General features: G+C 72.7%; 19 protein-coding genes. 13 read left to right on the forward strand and 6 right to left on the reverse strand.

Features of this window, described 5'->3' with window-relative positions; translation table 11 throughout:
• Positions 1–448: 448 nt before the first annotated feature.
• The 4 genes from IEY61_RS13525 to IEY61_RS13540 all read left to right on the forward strand — a co-directional run bounded on the left by IEY61_RS13525 (position 449) and on the right by IEY61_RS13540 (position 1976).
• The gene (locus tag IEY61_RS13525) at positions 449–883 is read left to right on the forward strand and encodes a phage holin family protein (protein ID WP_189044117.1); all 435 of its coding nucleotides are present in this window, start codon (positions 449–451) and stop codon (positions 881–883) included.
• A complete protein-coding gene (locus IEY61_RS13530; protein ID WP_189044119.1) occupies positions 880–1209 on the forward strand; it encodes a DUF3618 domain-containing protein in 330 nt (109 codons plus the stop codon). The genes IEY61_RS13525 and IEY61_RS13530 overlap by 4 nt, the downstream gene beginning before the upstream one ends.
• Positions 1206–1475, forward strand: coding sequence for a DUF4235 domain-containing protein (locus IEY61_RS13535; protein ID WP_189044121.1), 270 nt, complete (start codon positions 1206–1208; stop codon positions 1473–1475). The genes IEY61_RS13530 and IEY61_RS13535 overlap by 4 nt, the downstream gene beginning before the upstream one ends.
• A gap of 297 nt (positions 1476–1772) precedes the next feature.
• Positions 1773–1976: a cold-shock protein gene (locus IEY61_RS13540; RefSeq protein WP_189044124.1), complete on the forward strand. Its 204-nt coding sequence runs from the start codon at positions 1773–1775 to the stop codon at positions 1974–1976.
• Between the two features lie 177 nt (positions 1977–2153).
• On the opposite strand, the gene IEY61_RS13545 is transcribed toward IEY61_RS13540, so the two are convergent.
• Entirely contained in the window at positions 2154–2348 is a 195-nt protein-coding gene (locus tag IEY61_RS13545) for a hypothetical protein (RefSeq protein ID WP_189044126.1), read from the reverse strand.
• Positions 2349–2389: 41 nt separating this feature from the next.
• On the reverse strand, positions 2390–3373 hold the full coding sequence (locus IEY61_RS13550) for an aldo/keto reductase (protein ID WP_189044128.1): 984 nt from the start codon (positions 3371–3373) through the stop codon (positions 2390–2392).
• A 217-nt stretch (positions 3374–3590) separates the two neighbouring features.
• Between IEY61_RS13550 and IEY61_RS13555 the strand changes: the two genes are divergently transcribed.
• Positions 3591–4613, forward strand: coding sequence for an adenosine deaminase (locus IEY61_RS13555; protein ID WP_189044130.1), 1023 nt, complete (start codon positions 3591–3593; stop codon positions 4611–4613).
• Between the two features lie 263 nt (positions 4614–4876).
• Here IEY61_RS13555 and IEY61_RS13560 read toward each other — a convergent pair whose 3' ends face one another.
• Both IEY61_RS13560 and IEY61_RS13565 read right to left on the reverse strand, forming a co-directional pair.
• Complete coding sequence (locus IEY61_RS13560; RefSeq protein ID WP_189044133.1) at positions 4877–6277, reverse strand: HAMP domain-containing sensor histidine kinase; 1401 nt, start codon at positions 6275–6277, stop codon at positions 4877–4879.
• A 29-nt stretch (positions 6278–6306) separates the two neighbouring features.
• Complete coding sequence (locus IEY61_RS13565; protein ID WP_189044135.1) at positions 6307–6996, reverse strand: response regulator transcription factor; 690 nt, start codon at positions 6994–6996, stop codon at positions 6307–6309.
• 72 nt (positions 6997–7068) lie between these two features.
• Here IEY61_RS13565 and IEY61_RS13570 point away from each other — a divergent pair, with 72 nt between their 5' ends.
• Complete coding sequence (locus IEY61_RS13570) at positions 7069–7989, forward strand: ADP-ribosylglycohydrolase family protein (protein WP_189044137.1); 921 nt, start codon at positions 7069–7071, stop codon at positions 7987–7989.
• Here IEY61_RS13570 and IEY61_RS13575 read toward each other — a convergent pair.
• Positions 7969–8769, reverse strand: a complete 801-nt coding sequence (locus IEY61_RS13575) for a DUF1775 domain-containing protein (protein ID WP_189044139.1) — start codon at positions 8767–8769, stop codon at positions 7969–7971. The two genes, IEY61_RS13570 and IEY61_RS13575, sit on opposite strands and share 21 nt — an antisense overlap.
• 201 nt (positions 8770–8970) lie before the next feature.
• Between IEY61_RS13575 and thrS the strand changes: the two genes are divergently transcribed.
• The 3 genes from thrS to IEY61_RS13590 all read left to right on the forward strand — a co-directional run bounded on the left by thrS (position 8971) and on the right by IEY61_RS13590 (position 12872).
• Positions 8971–10974 (forward strand): threonine--tRNA ligase, encoded by a 2004-nt coding sequence (gene thrS / locus IEY61_RS13580; RefSeq protein WP_189044141.1) that lies wholly within the window; start codon positions 8971–8973, stop codon positions 10972–10974.
• A gap of 62 nt (positions 10975–11036) precedes the next feature.
• On the forward strand, positions 11037–11549 hold the full coding sequence (locus IEY61_RS13585) for an HIT family protein (RefSeq protein WP_189044393.1): 513 nt from the start codon (positions 11037–11039) through the stop codon (positions 11547–11549).
• 264 nt (positions 11550–11813) lie between these two features.
• Positions 11814–12872 (forward strand): aldo/keto reductase, encoded by a 1059-nt coding sequence (locus tag IEY61_RS13590; RefSeq protein ID WP_189044143.1) that lies wholly within the window; start codon positions 11814–11816, stop codon positions 12870–12872.
• Between the two features lie 14 nt (positions 12873–12886).
• On the opposite strand, the gene IEY61_RS13595 is transcribed toward IEY61_RS13590, so the two are convergent.
• Positions 12887–15037: an elongation factor G-like protein EF-G2 gene (locus IEY61_RS13595; protein WP_189044145.1), complete on the reverse strand. Its 2151-nt coding sequence runs from the start codon at positions 15035–15037 to the stop codon at positions 12887–12889.
• 244 nt (positions 15038–15281) lie between these two features.
• On the opposite strand from IEY61_RS13595, the gene pgsA reads away from it, so the two are divergent.
• From pgsA to IEY61_RS13615, 4 genes are read left to right on the forward strand one after another with little or no spacing between them, the layout of a single operon-like run.
• Positions 15282–15914, forward strand: coding sequence for a phosphatidylinositol phosphate synthase (gene pgsA / locus IEY61_RS13600; protein WP_189044147.1), 633 nt, complete (start codon positions 15282–15284; stop codon positions 15912–15914).
• A gap of 13 nt (positions 15915–15927) precedes the next feature.
• Entirely contained in the window at positions 15928–16806 is an 879-nt protein-coding gene (locus IEY61_RS13605) for a phosphatidylinositol mannoside acyltransferase (RefSeq protein WP_189044149.1), read from the forward strand.
• A 14-nt stretch (positions 16807–16820) separates the two neighbouring features.
• Positions 16821–17981, forward strand: coding sequence for a glycosyltransferase family 4 protein (locus IEY61_RS13610; protein WP_189044151.1), 1161 nt, complete (start codon positions 16821–16823; stop codon positions 17979–17981).
• A 35-nt stretch (positions 17982–18016) separates the two neighbouring features.
• Positions 18017–18514 (forward strand): hypothetical protein, encoded by a 498-nt coding sequence (locus tag IEY61_RS13615; protein WP_189044394.1) that lies wholly within the window; start codon positions 18017–18019, stop codon positions 18512–18514.
• Positions 18515–18629: the final 115 nt, after the last annotated feature.

Here is an 18629-nt window from a genome sequence, read left to right on the forward strand (position 1 = left end):
ACACTCATCCCCTGTCCGACACCCAACCCGTCCTGCACATCACCAGTGGATCGCCCTGCTGCGGGCGTCTCCTTGACAAAGGTCATAGGGACACCCCCCACCCCCCACCCCCACCCCACCCCCACCCCCCACCCCCACCCCCACCCCCACCCCACCCCCACCCCACCCCCACCCCCCACCCCCTCGTTGATCATGAGGTTAGCGGCAGTTTGAAGATCAACCACTGCCGCTAACCTCATGATCAACGCTGGGCAGGGTGGGCAGGGTGGGCAGGGTGGGTGGGGTGGGCAGGGTGGGCGTGTGTGGTGGGCGAGCGGGTTTGGGGTGGGGGTTTGGGGGGAATGGCGGCGTGGGTGTGCGGGGTGGGGTTTTGGTTTCCTGTTCTCGGGACAGGATTGCCGGGCGGCGACTTCGGGCATACAGCGCGGGAACGAGGAGAGGGGGCAGCATGGCTGATGTGGCGAACGTCCGTACCTCCCGCAACGGGAGCGAACCGTCCACTGCCGAGTTGGTCCAGCGGGCGGCCGAGCAGGTGTCCCGCCTGGTGCGCGACGAACTCGCGCTGGCCCGCGCGGAGCTGACCGAGAAGGGCAGGCGGGCCGGTATCGGCGTCGGTCTGCTCGCCGGCGGCGGCGCGCTCGCCTTCTTCGGTCTCGGCGCGCTGATCACCGCCGCGATCCTGCTGCTGGCCCTGGTGCTGCCCGCGTGGGCGGCCGCCCTGATCGTGGCGGCGGCGCTGTTCCTGGTCGCCGGCGTGCTCGCCCTGATCGGCAAGCGGCAGGTCGGTCAGGCGATTCCGCCGGTGCCGCAGGCGACCGTGCACAGTTTGCGGGCCGATGTCGACGTGCTCAGCGCCGCGGTCCGGGACAGGGGGCGGGTATGACGCGCAACGGCACCGGCGACACGGAAGCGCTGCGGGAGGAGATCCGGCGTACCCGGGTCGAGTTGAGCGAGACGATGGAGGCGCTGGCCGCCAAGGCCGACGTCAAGAAGCGACTGAAGTCCTCGGCGGACCAGGCCCGGGAGCGGATGCGGGAACAGGCCGCGCAGACCGTCGCGCGGGTCCGCGCGCAGGCCGGGCTCCGCCACGAGCAGGCGCGGCCCGGCGAGATCGGGCTACGGCGAAGTCCGGCGCCGTTCGTGGCTCTCGCGGCCGGCGCGATGGCCGCCGCGGTGATTCTGCTGATCATCAGAGGGAGGCGTGGGTGAGCAAGGGGATCGGCAAGGTCGCCTACCGGCCGCTCGGCATCGTGGCCGGCATCGCCGCCGGTGCGATCGCGGGCGCGATCTTTCGCCAGGTGTGGAAGATGACCGGCGACGGCGACGCCCCCAGCCCCACCGACGAGGACCGTCACTGGGGAGAGATCCTCGCGGCGGCGGCCTTGCAGGGGGCCATCTTCGCCGTCGTCCGGGCCGCCGTGGACCGCGGCGGAGCGGTCGGCGTACGCCGACTCACCGGCCGCTGGCCGGACTAGTTACGAGGAAAAACGCGCCCAGGCCCGCTCATCGGTTCGCTGGTGAGGGGGCCTTTCATCGTACCGGGCCACCCCTGCCCGGCGGAACTGACGCAACCTTCAGGTCACATGTCGGAGAATTTCGTCGGGTAGACTGTGCGAAGTTTTTGCGTACGTGGTTTGCTGTTCCACGCCGTTGCGAGATGGCGTGGGTTGAGAGAAGTCTCCTTTACCGGGGGCCGCCTCAGGCACCGCTGCTCGAAAACGGCCAACCGGCCGCACGGCGTGCTCGGCCGCCAGTTTTAGAAGGAGATACACATGGCGCAGGGAACCGTGAAGTGGTTCAACGCTGACAAGGGCTTCGGCTTCATCACCGTCGACGGCGGGGGTGCTGACGTGTTCGTCCACTTCTCGGCCATCCAGACCAACGGCTACCGGTCGCTGGAGGAGAACCAGCGGGTGGAGTTCGAGATCGCCCAGGGCCAGAAGGGTCCGCAGGCCGAGCAGGTCCGCCCCCTCTGAACGACCCAGCCGGCGACCGCCGGCGACGGGTGATCCGGCCACTCGGATCACGCGAAGCCCCGCATCCCGCATGGGAGGCGGGGCTTTCCGCATTCACCGCCGTGTTGCCGGCCCACAAGTTTCACTGCCGGTGTGCCGGCCAGCAAGTCTCACGGCTGGTGTGCCGGCCAGCAAGTTTCACCGTCGGTTGCGGGCCCGCACGCCGAGCCAGAGCAGCGCCAGGCCGACCAGCATCAGCACCGGGCCGATCACGGCCCAGATCCGCTGGTCGGTCAGCACGCTGCCCTCGATGTAGCCGAGGCCCTGCACCGTCCACAGCGCTCCGACGACCACGGCCAGCAGACCGAGGGCGAGCCGGAACCAGCCCCCCATCGCGACCTCCCTCTGCCGAGTCCCGCCGACGGCTGCGCCGCTCACCACCGGTGATGCACCTGTGGACGGATCAGCTCGTCGTAGACGGTGCTCACCTCGGCCAGCTCCGCCGTGGACAGCGGCGGTTGGCCGGCCACGGCGGCGTTGGCGCGGGCCTGGGCCGCGTCGCGGGCACCGGGGATGACCACGGTCACCCCCGCCTGGTCGAGCACCCAGCGCAGCGCGAACTGCGCCGTCGTACGGTCGTCGCCGACCAGCGGGGTGAGCCGACGGACGGCGGCCAGCCCGGTGGAGAAGTCGACGCCGGAGAAGGTCTCGCCGACGTCGAAGGCTTCACCGCGCCGGTTGAACGAGCGGTGGTCGTCGGCGGGGAAGGTGGTCTGCTCGTCGTAGCGGCCGGAGAGCAGGCCGCTGGCCAGCGGCACGCGGGCGATGATGCCGACCCCGGCAGCGGCAGCGGCCGGCAGCACCCGCTCCAACGGCTTGTGGCGCAGCGCGTTCAGGATGATCTGGACGCTGGCCACCCCGGGCCGGGCGATCGCGGTGAGCGCCTCGTCGCAGGTCTCCACGCTGACGCCGTACGCGGCGATCCGCTTCTCGGCGACCAGGGTGTCGAGCGCGTCGAAGACCGCGTCGTCGGCGAAGACCACCGTCGGCGGGCAGTGCAACTGCACCAGGTCCAGGGTGTCCACGCCGAGGTTGGCCCGCGACCGGTCGGTCCACCGGCGGAAGTTGTCCAGCGTGTACGCCTGCGGGGTCTGCGGCACGCGGCGGCCCATCTTGGTGGCCACCGTCAGCCCGGCGTCGGGGTGCGCCGCGAGGAACCTGCCGATCAGCTGTTCGCTGCGCCCGTCGCCGTACACGTCGGCGGTGTCCAGAAAGGTCACACCGGCCTCGATCGCGGCGCTCAGCACCGCCATCGCGTCGTTCTCGGTGACCGTGCCCCAGTCGGCGCCGAGCTGCCAGGCGCCGAGGCCGACCACGCCGACCTGCCGACCGAGTCGAGGAAATGTGCGTTGCTCCATACGGGTGAGCCTAGTGACCAGCCTTGCCCCACCCGTGGCCGGGCCATACGTCAAACAAAACGAACGTACGGTTTCCTGCCAGGCGGGAGGGGTGGGCTGAAGGCGTACCCCCAGGGCGGCCCGGGCAGGTGTATTTTCCGTTCCGCCGGATCTTCGTCGTCGCCCGTACCGGCGCCGCGTCCCGGTGAGCCGCCGCACCCCACGTTCAGGAGAACCCGTGACCGAGCTGCGTACCTTCATCGCCGGACTGCCCAAGGTGGAACTGCACGTGCACCACGTCGGCTCCGCCTCGCCCCGGATCGTGGCCGAGCTGGCCGCTCGGCACGAGGGGCGCAGTCCGGTCCCCGCCGACCCGCAGCTGCTGGCCGACTACTTCGTCTTCCGCGACTTCGCACACTTCGTCGAGCTCTATCTCAGCGTCGTGGATCTCGTCCGCGACCCGGAGGACGTCTGGCTGCTCACCCACGAGGTGGCCCGGGAACTGGCCCGCCAGCAGGTCCGCTACGCCGAGCTGACGGTGACGCCGTACTCGCACGTCAAGCGGGGCATCCCGGCACCGGCGTTCTGCGAGGCGATCGAGGACGCCCGCCGGCGCGCCGCCGCGGACTTCGGCGTCGAGCTGCGGTGGTGTTTCGACATTCCCGGTGAGGCGGGCCTGCCGGCGGCCGAGGAGACGCTGCGGATCTGCCTCGACGAGAGCCCCGACGGGTTGATCAGCTTCGGCCTGGGCGGCCCCGAGATCGGCGTGCCGAGGCCGCAGTTCAAGCCGTACTTCGACCGGGCCCGGGCGGTCGGGCTGCACTCCGTGCCGCACGCCGGGGAGACCACCGGCCCGCAGACCGTCTGGGACGCGCTGCGTGAGCTGGGCGCCGAACGGATCGGCCACGGCATCTCCGCCGCCGAGGACCCGCGACTGCTCGCCCACCTCGCGGAGCGGCAGATCCCCCTGGAGGTCTGCCCGACCTCCAACGTGCGGACCCGCGCGGTGGCCCGCATCGAGGAGCATCCGCTGCCTCGCCTGATCGACGCCGGGGTGCTGGTGACCATCAACTCCGACGACCCGCCGATGTTCGGCACCACCCTCAACGACGAGTACGCGGTGGCCGCCGACCTGCTCGACGCCAACCCGCCACAGGTGGCGAACCTGGCCCGCAACGCGGTGACCGCCTCGTTCCTCGACGAGGCCGCCAAGCGGCGGATCACCGCGGAGATCGACGCCTACCTGACCACCCACGACTGAGACATCGGGAGACTGCGCGGGCGGACCGGAAGTGGCGCGCGGCGGGAGGTGTGGTGTGGGGGGACCGTCTCTCCCGCCGCGCGCACGGCTCCACCGGACCGGTCTGCGCTGGGAGCGAAGGGCCGGTGGAACTACTGGGTTCGTTGACGATCCTGGCAGCCGGAGGCCGTCTGTGGGGCGGCGTTAACTCGGATCTAAGGAAGACTTGCGCCGGCGCACAGTCTGCGCCGACGGGATCACCGTGCGCCACCGGCGCGGGTCGGTCAATCGTCCGACGGCCGCTGGCGGGGCCACCGGCGCCCGCTGCTCTTGGACTCCCGAGCCTCCCGGGCCATTCGGCCCACCAGGCCGAACCGGCTGACCTGGCGCGGCGTCGCCTCCGGGTCGGCGAGCAGCATCACCACACTGGCCCCGCCCAGCCGGGCCCGGTCGATGCTGACCGAACCATCGGCCTGCAACGCCACCCGCTTGGCGATGTCCAGCCCCAACCCGGTGGAGCCCTGATCGCTGGCGCCACGGCGCAGGGCGCGATCCGGGTTGGCGATGCCGGGACCGGCGTCGTCGATCCGGATGGCCACGTACCCGTCGCGGCGCGAGACCGCCACCTCGAACGCGGTGCCCTGCGGCGTGTAGCGGAAGACGTTGCCGATCACCGCGTCCAGCGCGGCGGCCAGCTCGGCCCGGGCCACCGGCACGGGGATGCGCAGCTGAGCACCGCTGACCCGGTGCGGACGGTTCTGGTCGCCCGCCAGGGCCGCCCAGAAGACCATCCGCTCCCGGACCACCTCGCTGACGTCGCAGAGCGCCGGGCCCGCCTCGGTGGCCACCGTCTTGCGGGTGGTCTTGATCAGGGTGTCGATCTCCCCCTCCAGGGTGACGATCGCCTGCCGGATCCGCCGGATGCCGCGCCGGTAGTCCAGCTCCGCCTGGCTGAACGAGCCCACGCTGGTGTCGTCGGACTCCAACGCCTCCGCGTCCAGCCGCAGCACGGTCAGCGGGGTCCGTAGCCGGTGCGACAGGTCCGCCACCAGCTCCCGCTCCTCGGTGCGGGCTGCGACCAACCGTTCCGCCATCCGGTTGAAGGCGTGGCCGGCCTCGGCCAGCTCGCGCGGGCCGCTCGGCTCGACGCGTACGCCAACGTCGCCGTCGCCCACCGCGAACGCCGCCTCGATCAGGCCCCGGGTGGCGTCCACCGTCCGGGCCGCGACCCGGTCCACCACCAGCACCGCCGCACCCACCAGGGCGAGCGCCACTCCGGCCAGCAGCAGCCAGCTGTCCCGGTCACCGCCGAGCGCGGAGTCCGGGACGAAGACCTCGACCACGGCGATCTGGTCGCCGAGCACCACCGGGTCCAGCCGCAACGCGCCACCGTCGACGTCGACGACCAACGACCGCCCCTGCGTTCGGGCCCGCTCCAACTGCCCGGCGTCGGCCCGGCCGGCGGAGGCGTCCACCGCCAGGCCGTGCACGACCGGCCGGGTGGCCGGGTCGTCGCCGCTGGCCTCGATGGCGCGGGCCACCACGTCCGGCTCGGTGCTCGCGGCGAGCGAACCGGTGACCAGCGCGCTGCGGCGGGCCGCGTCCGCGATCGCCTCCTCGCGGGCCTGTCCGTCGAGGACCAGCCCGAGCGGGATCAGGAAGGCCAGCGCCAGCAGCGTGCCCATGCCGGCCGTCAGCAGGGCCAGCGTCCGTCTCAGTCCGGCGCCACCAGCCGGAAGCCCACTCCCCGCACGGTGCGCAGGTAGCGCGGCTTCGCCGCGGACTCGCCCATTTTGCGGCGCAGCCAGTACAGGTGAACGTCGATGGTCTGGTCCTCGCCGACCGATGGCTGCCGCCATACCTCCTCCAAGAGTTCCCGCCGGGACACTACCCGGCCGGGGCGGGCGGCGAGATACGCCAACAGGTCGAATTCCTTGCGGGTCAGCGCCAGCGCCGTCCCGTCGAGGTGAGCGCTGCGTTCGCCGACGTCCACCCGCAGCCCGCCCACGCTGTGCACGGCCGGCTGGACCGCCCGGCTGGCCCGGCCGACCCGGCGCAGCACGGTGGTGATCCGGGCGTCCAGGTGCGCACCGGTGAACGGTTTGACCATGTAGTCGTCGGCACCGGCCCGCAGCAGCCGGACCACGGACTGCTCGTCGTCGCGGGCGGTGGCGATGATGATCGGCACGTCGGTGATCCCGCGCAGCATCCGCAGGGCGTCGGACCCGTCCAGGTCCGGCAGACCGAGGTCGAGCACGACGAGGTCGGGGGTCTCCGCGGCGACCCGGCGCAACGCGTCCAGAGCCGTGCCGACCGCGTGCACGGCGTGACCCCGGTCGGTGAGTGACCGAAGCATCGCGCCGCGTACGACGTGATCGTCTTCGACCAGGAGAACGGTGGCCACCCAAGAACGGTACTCGCAGCGAAGGGCGGCGTCATTGCGGCCCACCCGAGGATCTGCGCAAGATGGCATGACATGGCTTTCACCCTCTATCCGGACACCCGGCTGGCCCTGGCCCGCGACGCACTCGCCGGCCTGTCGGTCGGCGACGCCCTCGGATCCCAGTTCTTCGTGCCCGGCCGCCGCCCGTCCGACCTGGTCGCCGGCCGGCTGCCACCCGCGCTTTGGCAGTGGACCGACGACACCGAGATGGCCTGCTCGGTGCTGGCGGCGCTCGCCGAGGCCGGCCGGATCGACCGGGACGCCCTCGCGCTGGCCTTCGCCGAGCGCTGCGAGCCGTACCGGGGGTACGGCCCCGGCGCCGTGCGCATCCTGCGTCTGATCCGCACCGGCACGCCGTGGCCGGTCGCTGCCGCGGCCGCCTTCGACGGGCAGGGTTCCTGCGGCAACGGCGCGGCGATGCGGGTGGCCCCGTTGGGGGCGTACTTCGCCGACTCGATCAGCCGGGCCGCCGCGCAGGCCCGGGCGTCGGCCGAGGTGACCCACGCCCACCCCGAGGGAATCGCCGGGGCGGTGGCGGTGGCGGTGGCCGCCGCGCTGGCGGCCCGCGCCCGCCTGGACGGCGACCGGCCCGAACCGGCCCGCCTGCTCGCGGGGGTGGCGGCCGCGCTGGACCCGGCCAGCGAGGTGCACCGGGGCGTACGCCGGGTCGCCGGCCTGCTCGGCCGCCCACTGGACGAGATCGTGGCCGCGGTGGGCAACGGGTCAAGGGTCACCGCCCAGGACACCGTCGCCTTCACCTGCTGGGTGGCCGCCACCCACCTGGAGGACTACCCGGCGGCCGTGCGCGCCTGCGTCGAGGCGGGCGGAGACGTGGACACCACGGCCGCGATCGCCGGCGGGATGGTCGCCGCGTACACCGGGGTGGGCACACCCGGCGGGGTGCCCACCGACTGGCTGGCCGCCCGGGAGCCGCTACCCGACTGGGCCGGCTGACCCCGGCGACGCCGCGTCGAGCACGGAGCGGTCGATCTCCTCGGCGGTGCCCCGGCGTCGCCGGCTGATCAGCCAGCCCACCACCGCGCCGCCGCCGAGGCCGGCGACCAGGCCGGCGGCGAGCAGACTGTTGGCGTTCGGGCCGCTGTCGGTGGCCGCCGTGGCCGGCGGTTCGGCGGCTGGCGCACCGCCGCCAGCGGGGGACACGCGGTGTCCGGCGTGTCCGGCGTGTGGGTAGGCCGGGTCGCCCGGCGTCAGGGTCAGCGCGGGCAGCGGGCGCTGACCGGGGCGCTCGCCCCAGTGCACCTGCAAGCCGTCCGCGTACGTCTGGGTCAGTTCGAAGGCCAGCCGATCGGTCTGCGGCAGCGGGGCCATCGAGAAGACCAGCCGGGCGGGGCCGTCGTCCGCCTGACCCGCGGCGCGGGTCCAGGTCAGCGCGGCGGTCACCACATCGGTGGCGGGCCCGTGCATGCCGGTCACCGGCGTGTCCAGCTTGCGGGTGGTGATCGCCGGAGCCCACCCCGACACCGACAGCGGCCACACCTCGGCGACGGGTGTGTCCGTCGGCATCCGGATGTCGATCCGTTCGGTACGCACACCTGGCCGCTCGTCGGGCACCACGAACTCGAGCTTGACCGAGTTGCCCTGCTGGGCCTCGGTCGGCGTGAAAGTCACCCCGTCCGCCCACGCCGTAGCGGGCCAGAGCAACACCCCGACCGTGGCCAGGGCAGCCACCAGCCCGCCCCGGCGTCGACGGCTCCCGCCGCACGTCATCGCCATCCTGGGTTCCCCATCCTGCGTCGGCAGGGCCGGAACGGGCTCCGGCCACACCCGGTAGTTCGGATGCCGGCCCGGAAAGGTTCAACGCCGGCGGTGATCCGGTGCTGCCGATATCGGGCGGCAGCACCCGACGGGCGACCGATAGCATCGCGGGTGAGCCGACGTCGGCACCTACCGTCACATCTGCCAGAGGAGTCACCCGTGTCCGCACCCCGTACCCCCGCCGTGGCCGACCCCGTCGTCGTCGCCGCCGGGACGACGGCGGCCGACGCGGTGGCCGCGGCCGGGCTGCCCAGCGCCGGCCCCAGGGCGATCGTGGTGGTCCGCGACCCGCAGGGCGTGCTGCGCGACCTGGACTGGAAACCCGCCGAGGAGACCGTCGTCGAGCCGGTCGCGCTGGACTCGCCGGACGGGCTCAACGTGCTGCGCCACTCGACGGCGCATGTGCTCGCCCAAGCCGTGCAGGACATCTTCGGAGAGGCGAAGCTCGGCATCGGCCCGCCGATCGACAACGGCTTCTACTACGACTTCGCGGTGGACAAGCCGTTCCAGCCCGACGACCTGGCCAAGCTCGAGAAGCGGATGCAGGAGATCGTCAAGTCGGGGCAGCGGTTCCGCCGCCGCCGCTTCGACAGCCTGGACGAGGCCAGGGCGGAGCTGGCCGCCGAGCCGTTCAAGCTGGAGCTCATCGACGTCAAGGGTGAGGGGCTGGACTCCTCCGAGGTGATGGAGGTCGGCGGGGGCGAGCTGACCATCTACGACAACCTCGCCGCCGACGAGGACAAGGTCTGCTGGTCGGACCTGTGCCGCGGCCCGCACCTGCCGAACACCCGGCTGATCGGCGCGTTCAAGCTGATGCGCTCGGCCGCCGCGTACTGGCGCGGGTCAGAGAAGAACCCGCAGCTGCAACGGGTCTACGGCACCGCCTGGCCGACCCGCGACGCGCTCAAGGCGTACCTGAAGTTGCTGGAGGAGGCCGCCCGGCGCGACCACCGCAAGCTCGGCGCGGACCTCGACCTGTTCAGCTTCCCCGACGAGCTGGGCTCCGGCCTCGCGGTCTTCCACCCCAAGGGCGGCATCATCCGCCGCGAGATGGAGAACTACTCGCGGATCAAGCACGAGCAGGCCGGCTACGACTTCGTCAACACCCCGCACATCACCAAGGGCCACCTCTACGAGGTCTCCGGGCACCTGGACTGGTACGCGGACGGCATGTTCCCGCCCATGGAGATGGAGGGCGCGAACTACTACCTCAAGCCGATGAACTGCCCGATGCACGACCTGATCTTCCGCTCGCGCGGTCGTTCCTACCGGGAGCTGCCGCTGCGGATGTTCGAGTTCGGCACGGTCTACCGGTACGAGAAGTCCGGCGTGGTGCACGGCCTGACCCGGGTGCGCGGGATGACCCAGGACGACGCGCACATCTTCTGCACCGAGGAGCAGATGGCGGGGGAGCTGAAGTCGCTGCTCGCCTTCGTGCTCGAACTGCTGCGTGACTACGGGCTGGACGACTTCTACCTGGAGCTGTCCACCCGCAACCCGGAGAAGTCGGTCGGCACCGACGAGAACTGGGAGCGGGCCACCGAGGCGCTGCGCTCCGCCGCGGAGGAATCCGGCCTGCACCTGGTGCCTGACCCGGGTGGCGCGGCCTTCTACGGTCCGAAGATCTCGGTGCAGGTCAAGGACGCCATCGGCCGCACCTGGCAGATGTCCACCATCCAGGTCGACTTCAACCTGCCGGAGCGGTTCGGCCTGGAGTACCAGGCGGCCGACGGCACCCGGCAGCGGCCGGTCATGATCCACCGAGCGCTGTTCGGCTCGATCGAGCGGTTCTTCGGCGTGCTCACCGAGCACTACGCCGGCGCGTTCCCGGCCTGGCTGGCCCCGGTGCAGGTGATCGGCATCCCGATCCGCGACGACCACGCCGACTACCTGCACGGCTTCGTCGCCGCGCTGCGGGCCGAGGGTGTCCGGGCCCAGGTCGACGCCGGTGACGAGCGGATGCAGAAGAAGATCCGCACCGCGCAGCAGCAGAAGATCCCGTTCATGGTGATCGCCGGGGACGACGACGTGGCCGCCGGCACCGTCTCGTTCCGCTACCGCGACGGCTCCCAGCGCAACGGCGTACCGCTCGCCGAGGCCGTCACCCACGTCCTCGACGTGATCCGCTCCCGCACCAACACCGGCCCATCCGCCGACATGTGAGGACGGGCGCGGGTCGTAGGATCGCCGGTGTGACTGGGGCGCAGGAGCACACCGACAGGGACATGACCGACGGGCTGGACCGGCTCTGGACGCCCCACCGGATGACGTACATCTCCGGTGAGGACCGGCCCGAGGGCGGCTACGACAAGCCGTCCGCGTGCCCGTTCTGCCTGGGCCCGCAGCGGCCGCCGGAGGAGAGCCTGGTGGTCGCGCGGGGCGGGCACGTCTTCGTGGTGCTCAACCTGTACCCGTACAACCCGGGTCACCTGCTGGTCTGTCCCTACCGGCACGTGGCCGACTACACCGACCTGGACGGGCCCGAGACCGCCGAGCTGGCGTCGTTCACCCAGACCGCCATGCGGGTGATCCGCAAGGTCAGCAACGCGCACGGCTTCAACCTGGGGATGAACCAGGGCGGGGTGGCCGGCGCCGGCATCGCCGCCCACCTGCACCAGCACGTGGTGCCCCGGTGGGGCGGCGACGCCAACTTCATGCCCGTGATCGGACGCACCAAGGTCCTCCCGCAACTGCTCGCCGACACCCGCGACCTGCTCGTCCGCGCCTGGCCCGACTGAGTTGGCCAGGCCGGCGGCTCTGCGTGCCAGGCCGGCGGGTCCGAGGGGGCGACGGGGCTGGGTGACGTGGCCGGATACGCTCCGTCAGCGCCGAAGGTATGAGGTGACTCGACGCCCACGACCCTGAGCTGCGACGGCACGGCCGGGCCGGTACCGCTGCGAAACCGGGCAGGTCCGCCGGTGATCCGGCGGGCCGGACGACCCGTACGGATGATCGTGATGGAGCTCTGCCACACCCGGCCCGCGACATGGCACGATGCGCCGATGGCACAGTCGACGCGGACACTCGGCCGCAGCGGCATCCAGGTCAGCGCCCTCGGCATGGGATGCTGGGCGATCGCCGGCCCGTGGGCGGAGGGAAAAACCCCACTGGGCTGGGGTGCCGTCGACGACGAGGAATCCGTCCGTACGATCCGCCGGGCGCTCGACCTCGGCGTCACCCTCTTCGACACGGCCGACACGTACGGCGGCGGGCACGGCGAACGCGTCCTCGGGCGGGCGCTGGCGGGCCGGCGGGACGAGGCGGTCATCGCCACCAAGTGGGGCTACACGTTCGACGAGCGGACCCGGCAGGCCACCGGGGCGGACGCGTCACCGGCGTACCTGCGCCGGGCCGTGCGGGACTCGCTGCGTCGGCTCGACACCGACCGGATCGACCTCTACCAGCTGCACCTGCCCGACCTGCCGGTCCCCCGGGCGCAGGCGCTCGTCGGCACCCTCGAGGAGTTGGTGGCCGACGGCCTGATCCGGGCGTACGGCTGGAGCACCGACCGGGCCGACCGGGTCGCCGCCTTCGGCCAGGACGCCCCGGGCGCCGCCGCCGTGCAGCACAGCCTGTCGGTGCTGCGCGACGCCCCGGAGCTGCTCGACCTCTGCGAGAAGTACGACCTGGCCAGCATCAGCTGCGGCCCGCTCGGCATGGGGCTGCTCACCGGCAAGTACCACCCCGCCTCGACCCTGCCCTACGACGACGTGCGGGGCATCACCTCGGGCTGGCTGGAATGGTTCCGCGGTGGCCGGCCCGCCCCGGAGTGGCTGCGCCGGGTGCAGGCCGTCCGGGCGGCGTTGACCGCCGACGGGCGCACCCTGGCCCAGGGCGCCCTGGGCTGGATCTGGGCCCGCAGCCCTCGCGCGATCCCGATTCCCGGCTGCCGCAGCGTCGACCAGGTGGCGGAGAACGCCGCCGCGTTGGCCCTCGGGCCGCTGCGCCCCGACCACTTCGCCGAGGTGGAGCAGCAGCTCGCCGCCCTGCGTGCCGCCGCCCTGCGCGAGGTCGACCGGCCGTACTGGCCCAGTCCCATGCTCCCCACCGCCCGCCCCTGACCCGCCTCCCCGGGTCAGCTGCCGGACTTGACGATCTGGTCGGCCAGGTGACCGGGGAGCGGCTCGTGGCGGACGAAGTGCCGGCGGAAGGTGCCCGCGCCGGCGGTCATCGCGCGGAGCTCGACGGCGTAGCGCAGCAGTTCCAGGGCGGGCACCTCGGCGCGGACCAGCGTCCGACCCTCGGATGCCGGGTCCGGCTCGGTGCCGAGCACCCGGCCACGCCGGCCGGACAGGTCGCCCATCACCGCGCCCACGTTGCCGTCGGGCACCCGCACGGTCACCTCGTCGATCGGCTCCAGCAGCGTCGGCTGCCCCCGCTCGGCGGCGTCGCGCAGGGCCAGCGCCCCAGCGGTCTGGAACGCCGCGTCGGAGGAGTCGACGCTGTGTGCCTTGCCGTCGACCAGGGTCACCCGCAGGTCCACCACCGGGTGGCCGGCGACCAGGCCGCGCTCCATCTGGGCGCGTACCCCCTTCTCCACCGACGGGATGTAGTTGTGCGGGACCGCGCCGCCGACGACCCGGTCGACGAACTCGAAGCCGGCGCCGCGCGGCAGCGGCTCCACCTCGATGTCGCAGACGGCGTACTGGCCGTGCCCGCCGGACTGCTTGACGTGCCGGCCGTGGCCACGCGCCGGCACGGTCAGGGTCTCCCGCAGCGCCACCTTCACCGGCTCGGTGTCCAGCTCCACACCGCCGGCGCGCAGCCGGTCGAGGACCACGTCGGCGTGGGCCTCGCCCATGCACCACAGCACCAACTGGTGGGTCTGCGGGTTGCGCTCCAACCGCATCGTCGGGTCGCCGGCCACCAACCGGGCCAGGTTGCGGGCCAGGACGTCCTCGTCCGCGCGCGACTTCGCCACGATCGCCACCGGCAGCAGCGGCTCCGGCATCTCCCAGGGGGCGATCAGCAGCGGGTCGTCCTTGGTGGAGATGGTGTCACCGGTCTCCGCGCTGCCGGACTTGGTGATCGCGCAGATGTCGCCGGCCACCGCGACGTCGACCTCCCGCAGCGTGGCGCCCAGCGGACTGTACAGGTGGGCGATCCGCTCGTCGGCGTCGTGGTCGGGATGGCCGCGCTCGGCCAGGCCGTGCCCGGAGATGTGCACCGCCTGGTCGGGACGCAGCGTGCCGGAGAAGACGCGGACCACGCAGACCCGCCCGACGTGCCGGTCGATGGTGGTCTTCACCACCTCGGCGACCAGCGGCCCGGCCGGGTCGCAGGTCAGCGGTGGGCGGGGCGTACCGTCCACCCCGGTGACGGCGGGCAGCGCGTGCTCCGGCGGTGTCGGGAAACCGGCGGTGAGCACCTCCAACAGCGCGTCCAGCCCGACCCCGGTCGCCGCGCAGACCGGCACCACCGGGTGGAAGTGCCCCCGGGCGACGGCCTTCTCCAGATCCTCGATCAGCAGGTCGGCGTCGAGCTCCTCGCCCCCGAGGTAACGGTCCATCAGGGTCTCGTCCTCGCTCTCGGCGATGATCCCCTCGATCAGCTCGTTGCGGGACTCGACGATGGCCGGCAGATGCTCCGGGTCGGGTTCGCGTACCTGCGGCGGCAGGCCGTCGGTGTAGTCGAACACCCGCCGGGTGATCAACCCGAGCAGGCCGACGGTGGACACCCCGTCGTCGCCGAGCATGGGCAGGTAGAGCGGGACCACGTTGTCGCCGAAGACCCGCTGGCACAGCGCCACCGCCTCGTCGAAGTCGGCGCGCGGATGATCCAGCCGGGAGACCGCGACCGCGCGGGGCATGTCGACCGCGGCGCACTCCTCCCACAGCGCGGCGGTGGCGGCGTCCATCCCGTCGACGGCGGAGACCACGAACAACGCGGCGTCCGCGGCGCGCAGGCCGGCGCGCAGTTCCCCGACGAAATCGGCGTAGCCGGGAGTGTCCAGCAGGTTGACCTTGAAGCCGTCGTGCAGCAGCGGAGCGCAGGCCAGCGACACCGAGCGCTGCTGGCGTACGGCCGCCGGGTCGTGGTCGCAGACGGTGTTGCCCTCGGTCACCGAGCCGGCCCGGGCGATCGTGCCGGTCGCCGCCAGCAGCGCCTCGACCAGGGTGGTCTTACCCGCTCCCGAGTGCCCGACGAGCACGACATTGCGGATCCTCGCGGGATCGGTCACCGCCGGTACACCGGTGACCCCCCTGTCCTGGTTCTTCTGCGCCATCGGGCGCACCTCCTCAGCCGGTGGTGGGTGGCGACCGCCGTGCGCGGCGGGGCTGCGACCCGGGGCGGGTACTGCGGCGACATCCTCCGGTGGTTCGCTTCGAGCCGGGCGGTCAACGGGCGGTCGGGTGATTCGGGTCACCCGCCTGGCTCGATCTCACACCCGATGACGAACCGGCACAACCCTCCCTGCTCGGACCGGCGCTGTCGCCGGTCCGGGTGCCGACCGATATCGTGGGACCGCCATGGCGAAGATCTTCCAAGTGTCGGCTCGCGCGGGGATGACCCGTGTCGTGGAGCCGATCGCACGCCGCCTGCTGCGCGCGGGCGTGTCCCCCAACACGGTCACCGTCGCGGGCACCCTCGGGGTGCTCGTCGGTGCGCTCGGCTTCGGCGCCCGCGGCCACCTGGTCGCCGGAGCGTTGATCGTGACGGTCTTCGCGCTCACCGACCTGCTCGACGGGACGATGGCCCGGATGAGCGGCGGATCCACCCGGTTCGGCGCCTTCCTCGACTCCAGCATGGATCGGGTCGCCGACAGCGCGGTGTTCGGCGCGGTCGCCTTCTACCTGGCCACCCAGGGCGATCGCGCGGGCCTGGCCGCCGCGCTGATCTGCCTGGCCGCGGGCGGGCTCGTCTCCTACGTCAAGGCCCGCGCCGAAGGGCTCGGCATGAGCGCCAACGTCGGCATCGCCGAACGTACCGAGCGGCTCCTGATCGTCGGCGTCGGCGGCCTGCTCGCCGGCCTCGGCCTCGAGCCGGCCCTGCCGATCGCGCTGTGGTTGCTCGCGGCGGTGTCGCTGTTCACGGTGGGGCAGCGGATGCGGCACGTGTACCAGCAGGCCCGGCAGGTCGACGTGCCGGGCGGTCGTCGGTGAGCGGTACCTGCCCGTGAACCTCACCGAACTCGGCTTCGCCGCCGGTTGGCGGGTGGTCCGCGCGCTGCCCCGACCGGTCGCCGCCGCGGCGTTCACCGCCGTCGCGGACCAGGCCCACCGCCGTCGCGGCGCCGGCGCCAACCGGCTGCGGGCCAACCTGCGCCGGGTGGTCGGCCCGGAGTTGCCCGAGGCCGAACTCGACGAGTTGGTCCGCCGGGGCCTGCGGTCGTACGCCCGGTACTGGATGGAGGCGTTCCGGCTGCCCTCGCTGAGCCGGGAGCAGATCCTCGCCGGGTTCCGGCTGGACGGGGCCGACATGCTCGCCGCCGACGTGGCGGACGGCCGGGGCGCGGTGGTGGCGCTGCCGCACGCCGGCAACTGGGACCTGGCCGGTGCGTGGGTGGTGGCCAACGGCTGGCCGCTGTCCACCGTCGCCGAGCGGCTCAAGCCGGAGGGGGTCTTCGAGCGGTTCGTGGCCTTCCGGGAGGGTCTGGGCATGGAGATCCTGCCCGCCACCGGCGGCGATCGGCCGCCGCTCGAGGTGCTCACCGAACGGCTGACCGCCGGGGCGGTGGTGCCGCTGCTCGCCGACCGGGACCTGTCCGCCCGTGGCGTGGCGGTGGAGTTCTTCGGCGGCCGGACCCGGATGCCGGCCGGCCCGGCCCTGCTCGCGCTGCGCACCGGCGCGCCGCTGTACGTGGCGTCGATGTGGTACGAACCGGACGCGGCCGGCGCCTCGATCGAGGGCCCGCTGCCGTTGCCGGGGCCGCAGGAGGGCACGCTCGACATGCGGGTCCGGACGCTGACCCAGCGGATCGCCGACGGTCTCGCGGCGGGCATCGCCCGGCATCCGCAAGACTGGCACATGTTGCAGCGGATGTGGCTGGACTGAGGGGGACGGGCGCAATGCGGATCGGCATCGTCTGCCCGTACTCCTTCGACGTGCCCGGCGGGGTGCAGAACCACGTCATGGACCTCGCCGAGGCGTTGATCGGGCTCGGACACGAGGTGAGCGTGCTCGCCCCCGCGGACGAGGACTCGCCGCTGCCGCCGTACGTGGTGCCGGCCGGCCGGTCGGTGCCGCTGCCGTACAACGGCTCGGTGGCCCGGATCGCGTTCGGTCCCGTCTCCACCGCCCGGGTACGCCGGTGGATCACCCGGGGCGACTTCGACGTGCTGCACGTGCACGAGCCGCTGGCGCTGAGCCTGTCCATGCTCGCCGTGCTCTCCGCCCGGGGGCCGGTGGTGGCCACCTTCCACACCGCGATGACCCGCTCCCGGGTGCTCGCCGCCGCGCAGGGCGCACTCCAGATCGTGCTGGAGCAGATCACCGCGCGGATCGCGGTGAGTGCCCTGGCCCGCAAGGTGCAGGTCGAGCACCTGGACGGCGGCGCGGTGGAGATCCCCAACGGGGTCGCGGTGGCCAAGTTCGCCGGTGTCGAGCCGCTGCCCGGCTGGCCGGGCGAGTTGGCCACGGGCAGCGGCGGAACCCTCGGCTTCCTGGGCCGGTTCACCGAGCCCCGCAAGGGGTTCCCGATCCTGCGCGACGCCTTCGTCGAGCTGGCCCGGCAGCGCCCCGGGTTGCGTCTGCTCGTGGCCGGCCCCGGTGACCCGGACGACCTGTTCGACCGGTTTCCGGCCGACCTGCGGGACCGGGTCACCTTCCTCGGGTTGGTACCCGAGCAGGAGAAGGCGCGCATGCTGCGCAGCGTGCACCTGTATGTCGCGCCGAACACCGGTGGCGAGTCGTTCGGCATGATTCTCACCGAGGCGCTGGCCGCCAGCACCACCGTCGTCGCCAGCGATCTCGACGCCTTCCGCCGGGTGCTCGACGGCGGCCGGGCCGGCCGGTTGTTTCCCACCGGTGACGCGGTGGCCCTCCGGCAGACGATCGCCGAACTGCTGGACGATCCGGACCAGCGGGCGGAGTTGACCGCCTGCGGTGACCAGGTGGTGGCAAATTTCGACTGGCCCGTGGTTGCCCGCCGGGTTCTGGAGGTATACGCAGCGGCGATCGAGGCGACCGATGGGCGGGTGATCGACCAGGAGTGGGTGGGGCCGGACTGACCGGGAGGAACGTGAGCAGCACTACGATGCCGAGCATGTGGTGGGTGGTGGGCGCGACGGTGCTTGTCGCCCTGGTCGCGGCGTACCTGATCTGGACCGCCGGCCGGGTCGAACGGCTCCAGTCCCGTGCGCAGCTCGCCGCCCGTGCCCTGGACGCCCACCTGCTGCGCCGGGCCGCTGCGGCGGCGGTGCTGGCCGAACGCCGCTACGGCGTCGAGCTGTACGCGGCGGCGCGCATCGCGCTCGACGCCCGGCCGGAGGAGCGGGAGGCGGCCGAGAACGACCTGACCCGCCAGCTGCGCACGGTCGAACTGGACCCCACCGACCCGGACTGCGAGGCGGTGATCGCCGCCAGCCGCCGCCTGGCCCTGGCCCGGCAGGTGCACACCGACCTGGTCCGGGACGCGCGGTCGGCCCGTGGCCGACCGCTGGTGCGGCTGCTGCGGATGGGGCGGCGGCACACCTGGCCGCGCTACTTCGACATCGACGACCCGACCCTCGCTGTGCCGACCGTGGACGCCACCACCAGGTGATCCGTGGACCTTGTCGGCTGTGGTGACGGCGACCACAGCGCAGGCCACCACGGGTCCGATTGGCTGTCGGCACGGCGACTGGCCGGACGTAGCATGTCGCTGCCCGTCACGACAG

The organism is Micromonospora sonchi (assembly GCF_014646235.1).
GTDB classification, from domain to species: domain Bacteria; phylum Actinomycetota; class Actinomycetes; order Mycobacteriales; family Micromonosporaceae; genus Micromonospora; species Micromonospora sonchi.

Excerpts from the sequence above, each read along its gene's own strand:
- IEY61_RS13525 (WP_189044117.1), top strand. The coding sequence starts at position 449 with ATGGCTGATGTGGCGAACGTCCGTACCTCCCGCAACGGGAGCGAACCG.
- IEY61_RS13615 (WP_189044394.1), top strand. The coding sequence starts at position 18,017 with ATGTGGTGGGTGGTGGGCGCGACGGTGCTTGTCGCCCTGGTCGCGGCG.
- IEY61_RS13595 (WP_189044145.1), bottom strand. The coding sequence starts at position 15,037 with ATGGCGCAGAAGAACCAGGACAGGGGGGTCACCGGTGTACCGGCGGTG.
- IEY61_RS13610 (WP_189044151.1), top strand. The coding sequence starts at position 16,821 with ATGCGGATCGGCATCGTCTGCCCGTACTCCTTCGACGTGCCCGGCGGG.
- IEY61_RS13530 (WP_189044119.1), top strand. The coding sequence starts at position 880 with ATGACGCGCAACGGCACCGGCGACACGGAAGCGCTGCGGGAGGAGATC.
- IEY61_RS13560 (WP_189044133.1), bottom strand. The coding sequence starts at position 6,277 with ATGGGCACGCTGCTGGCGCTGGCCTTCCTGATCCCGCTCGGGCTGGTC.
- IEY61_RS13540 (WP_189044124.1), top strand. The coding sequence starts at position 1,773 with ATGGCGCAGGGAACCGTGAAGTGGTTCAACGCTGACAAGGGCTTCGGC.
- IEY61_RS13575 (WP_189044139.1), bottom strand. The coding sequence starts at position 8,769 with ATGGCGATGACGTGCGGCGGGAGCCGTCGACGCCGGGGCGGGCTGGTG.
- IEY61_RS13545 (WP_189044126.1), bottom strand. The coding sequence starts at position 2,348 with ATGGGGGGCTGGTTCCGGCTCGCCCTCGGTCTGCTGGCCGTGGTCGTC.
- IEY61_RS13550 (WP_189044128.1), bottom strand. The coding sequence starts at position 3,373 with ATGGAGCAACGCACATTTCCTCGACTCGGTCGGCAGGTCGGCGTGGTC.
- IEY61_RS13590 (WP_189044143.1), top strand. The coding sequence starts at position 11,814 with ATGGCACAGTCGACGCGGACACTCGGCCGCAGCGGCATCCAGGTCAGC.
- IEY61_RS13570 (WP_189044137.1), top strand. The coding sequence starts at position 7,069 with ATGGCTTTCACCCTCTATCCGGACACCCGGCTGGCCCTGGCCCGCGAC.
- pgsA (WP_189044147.1), top strand. The coding sequence starts at position 15,282 with ATGGCGAAGATCTTCCAAGTGTCGGCTCGCGCGGGGATGACCCGTGTC.
- IEY61_RS13585 (WP_189044393.1), top strand. The coding sequence starts at position 11,037 with ATGACCGACGGGCTGGACCGGCTCTGGACGCCCCACCGGATGACGTAC.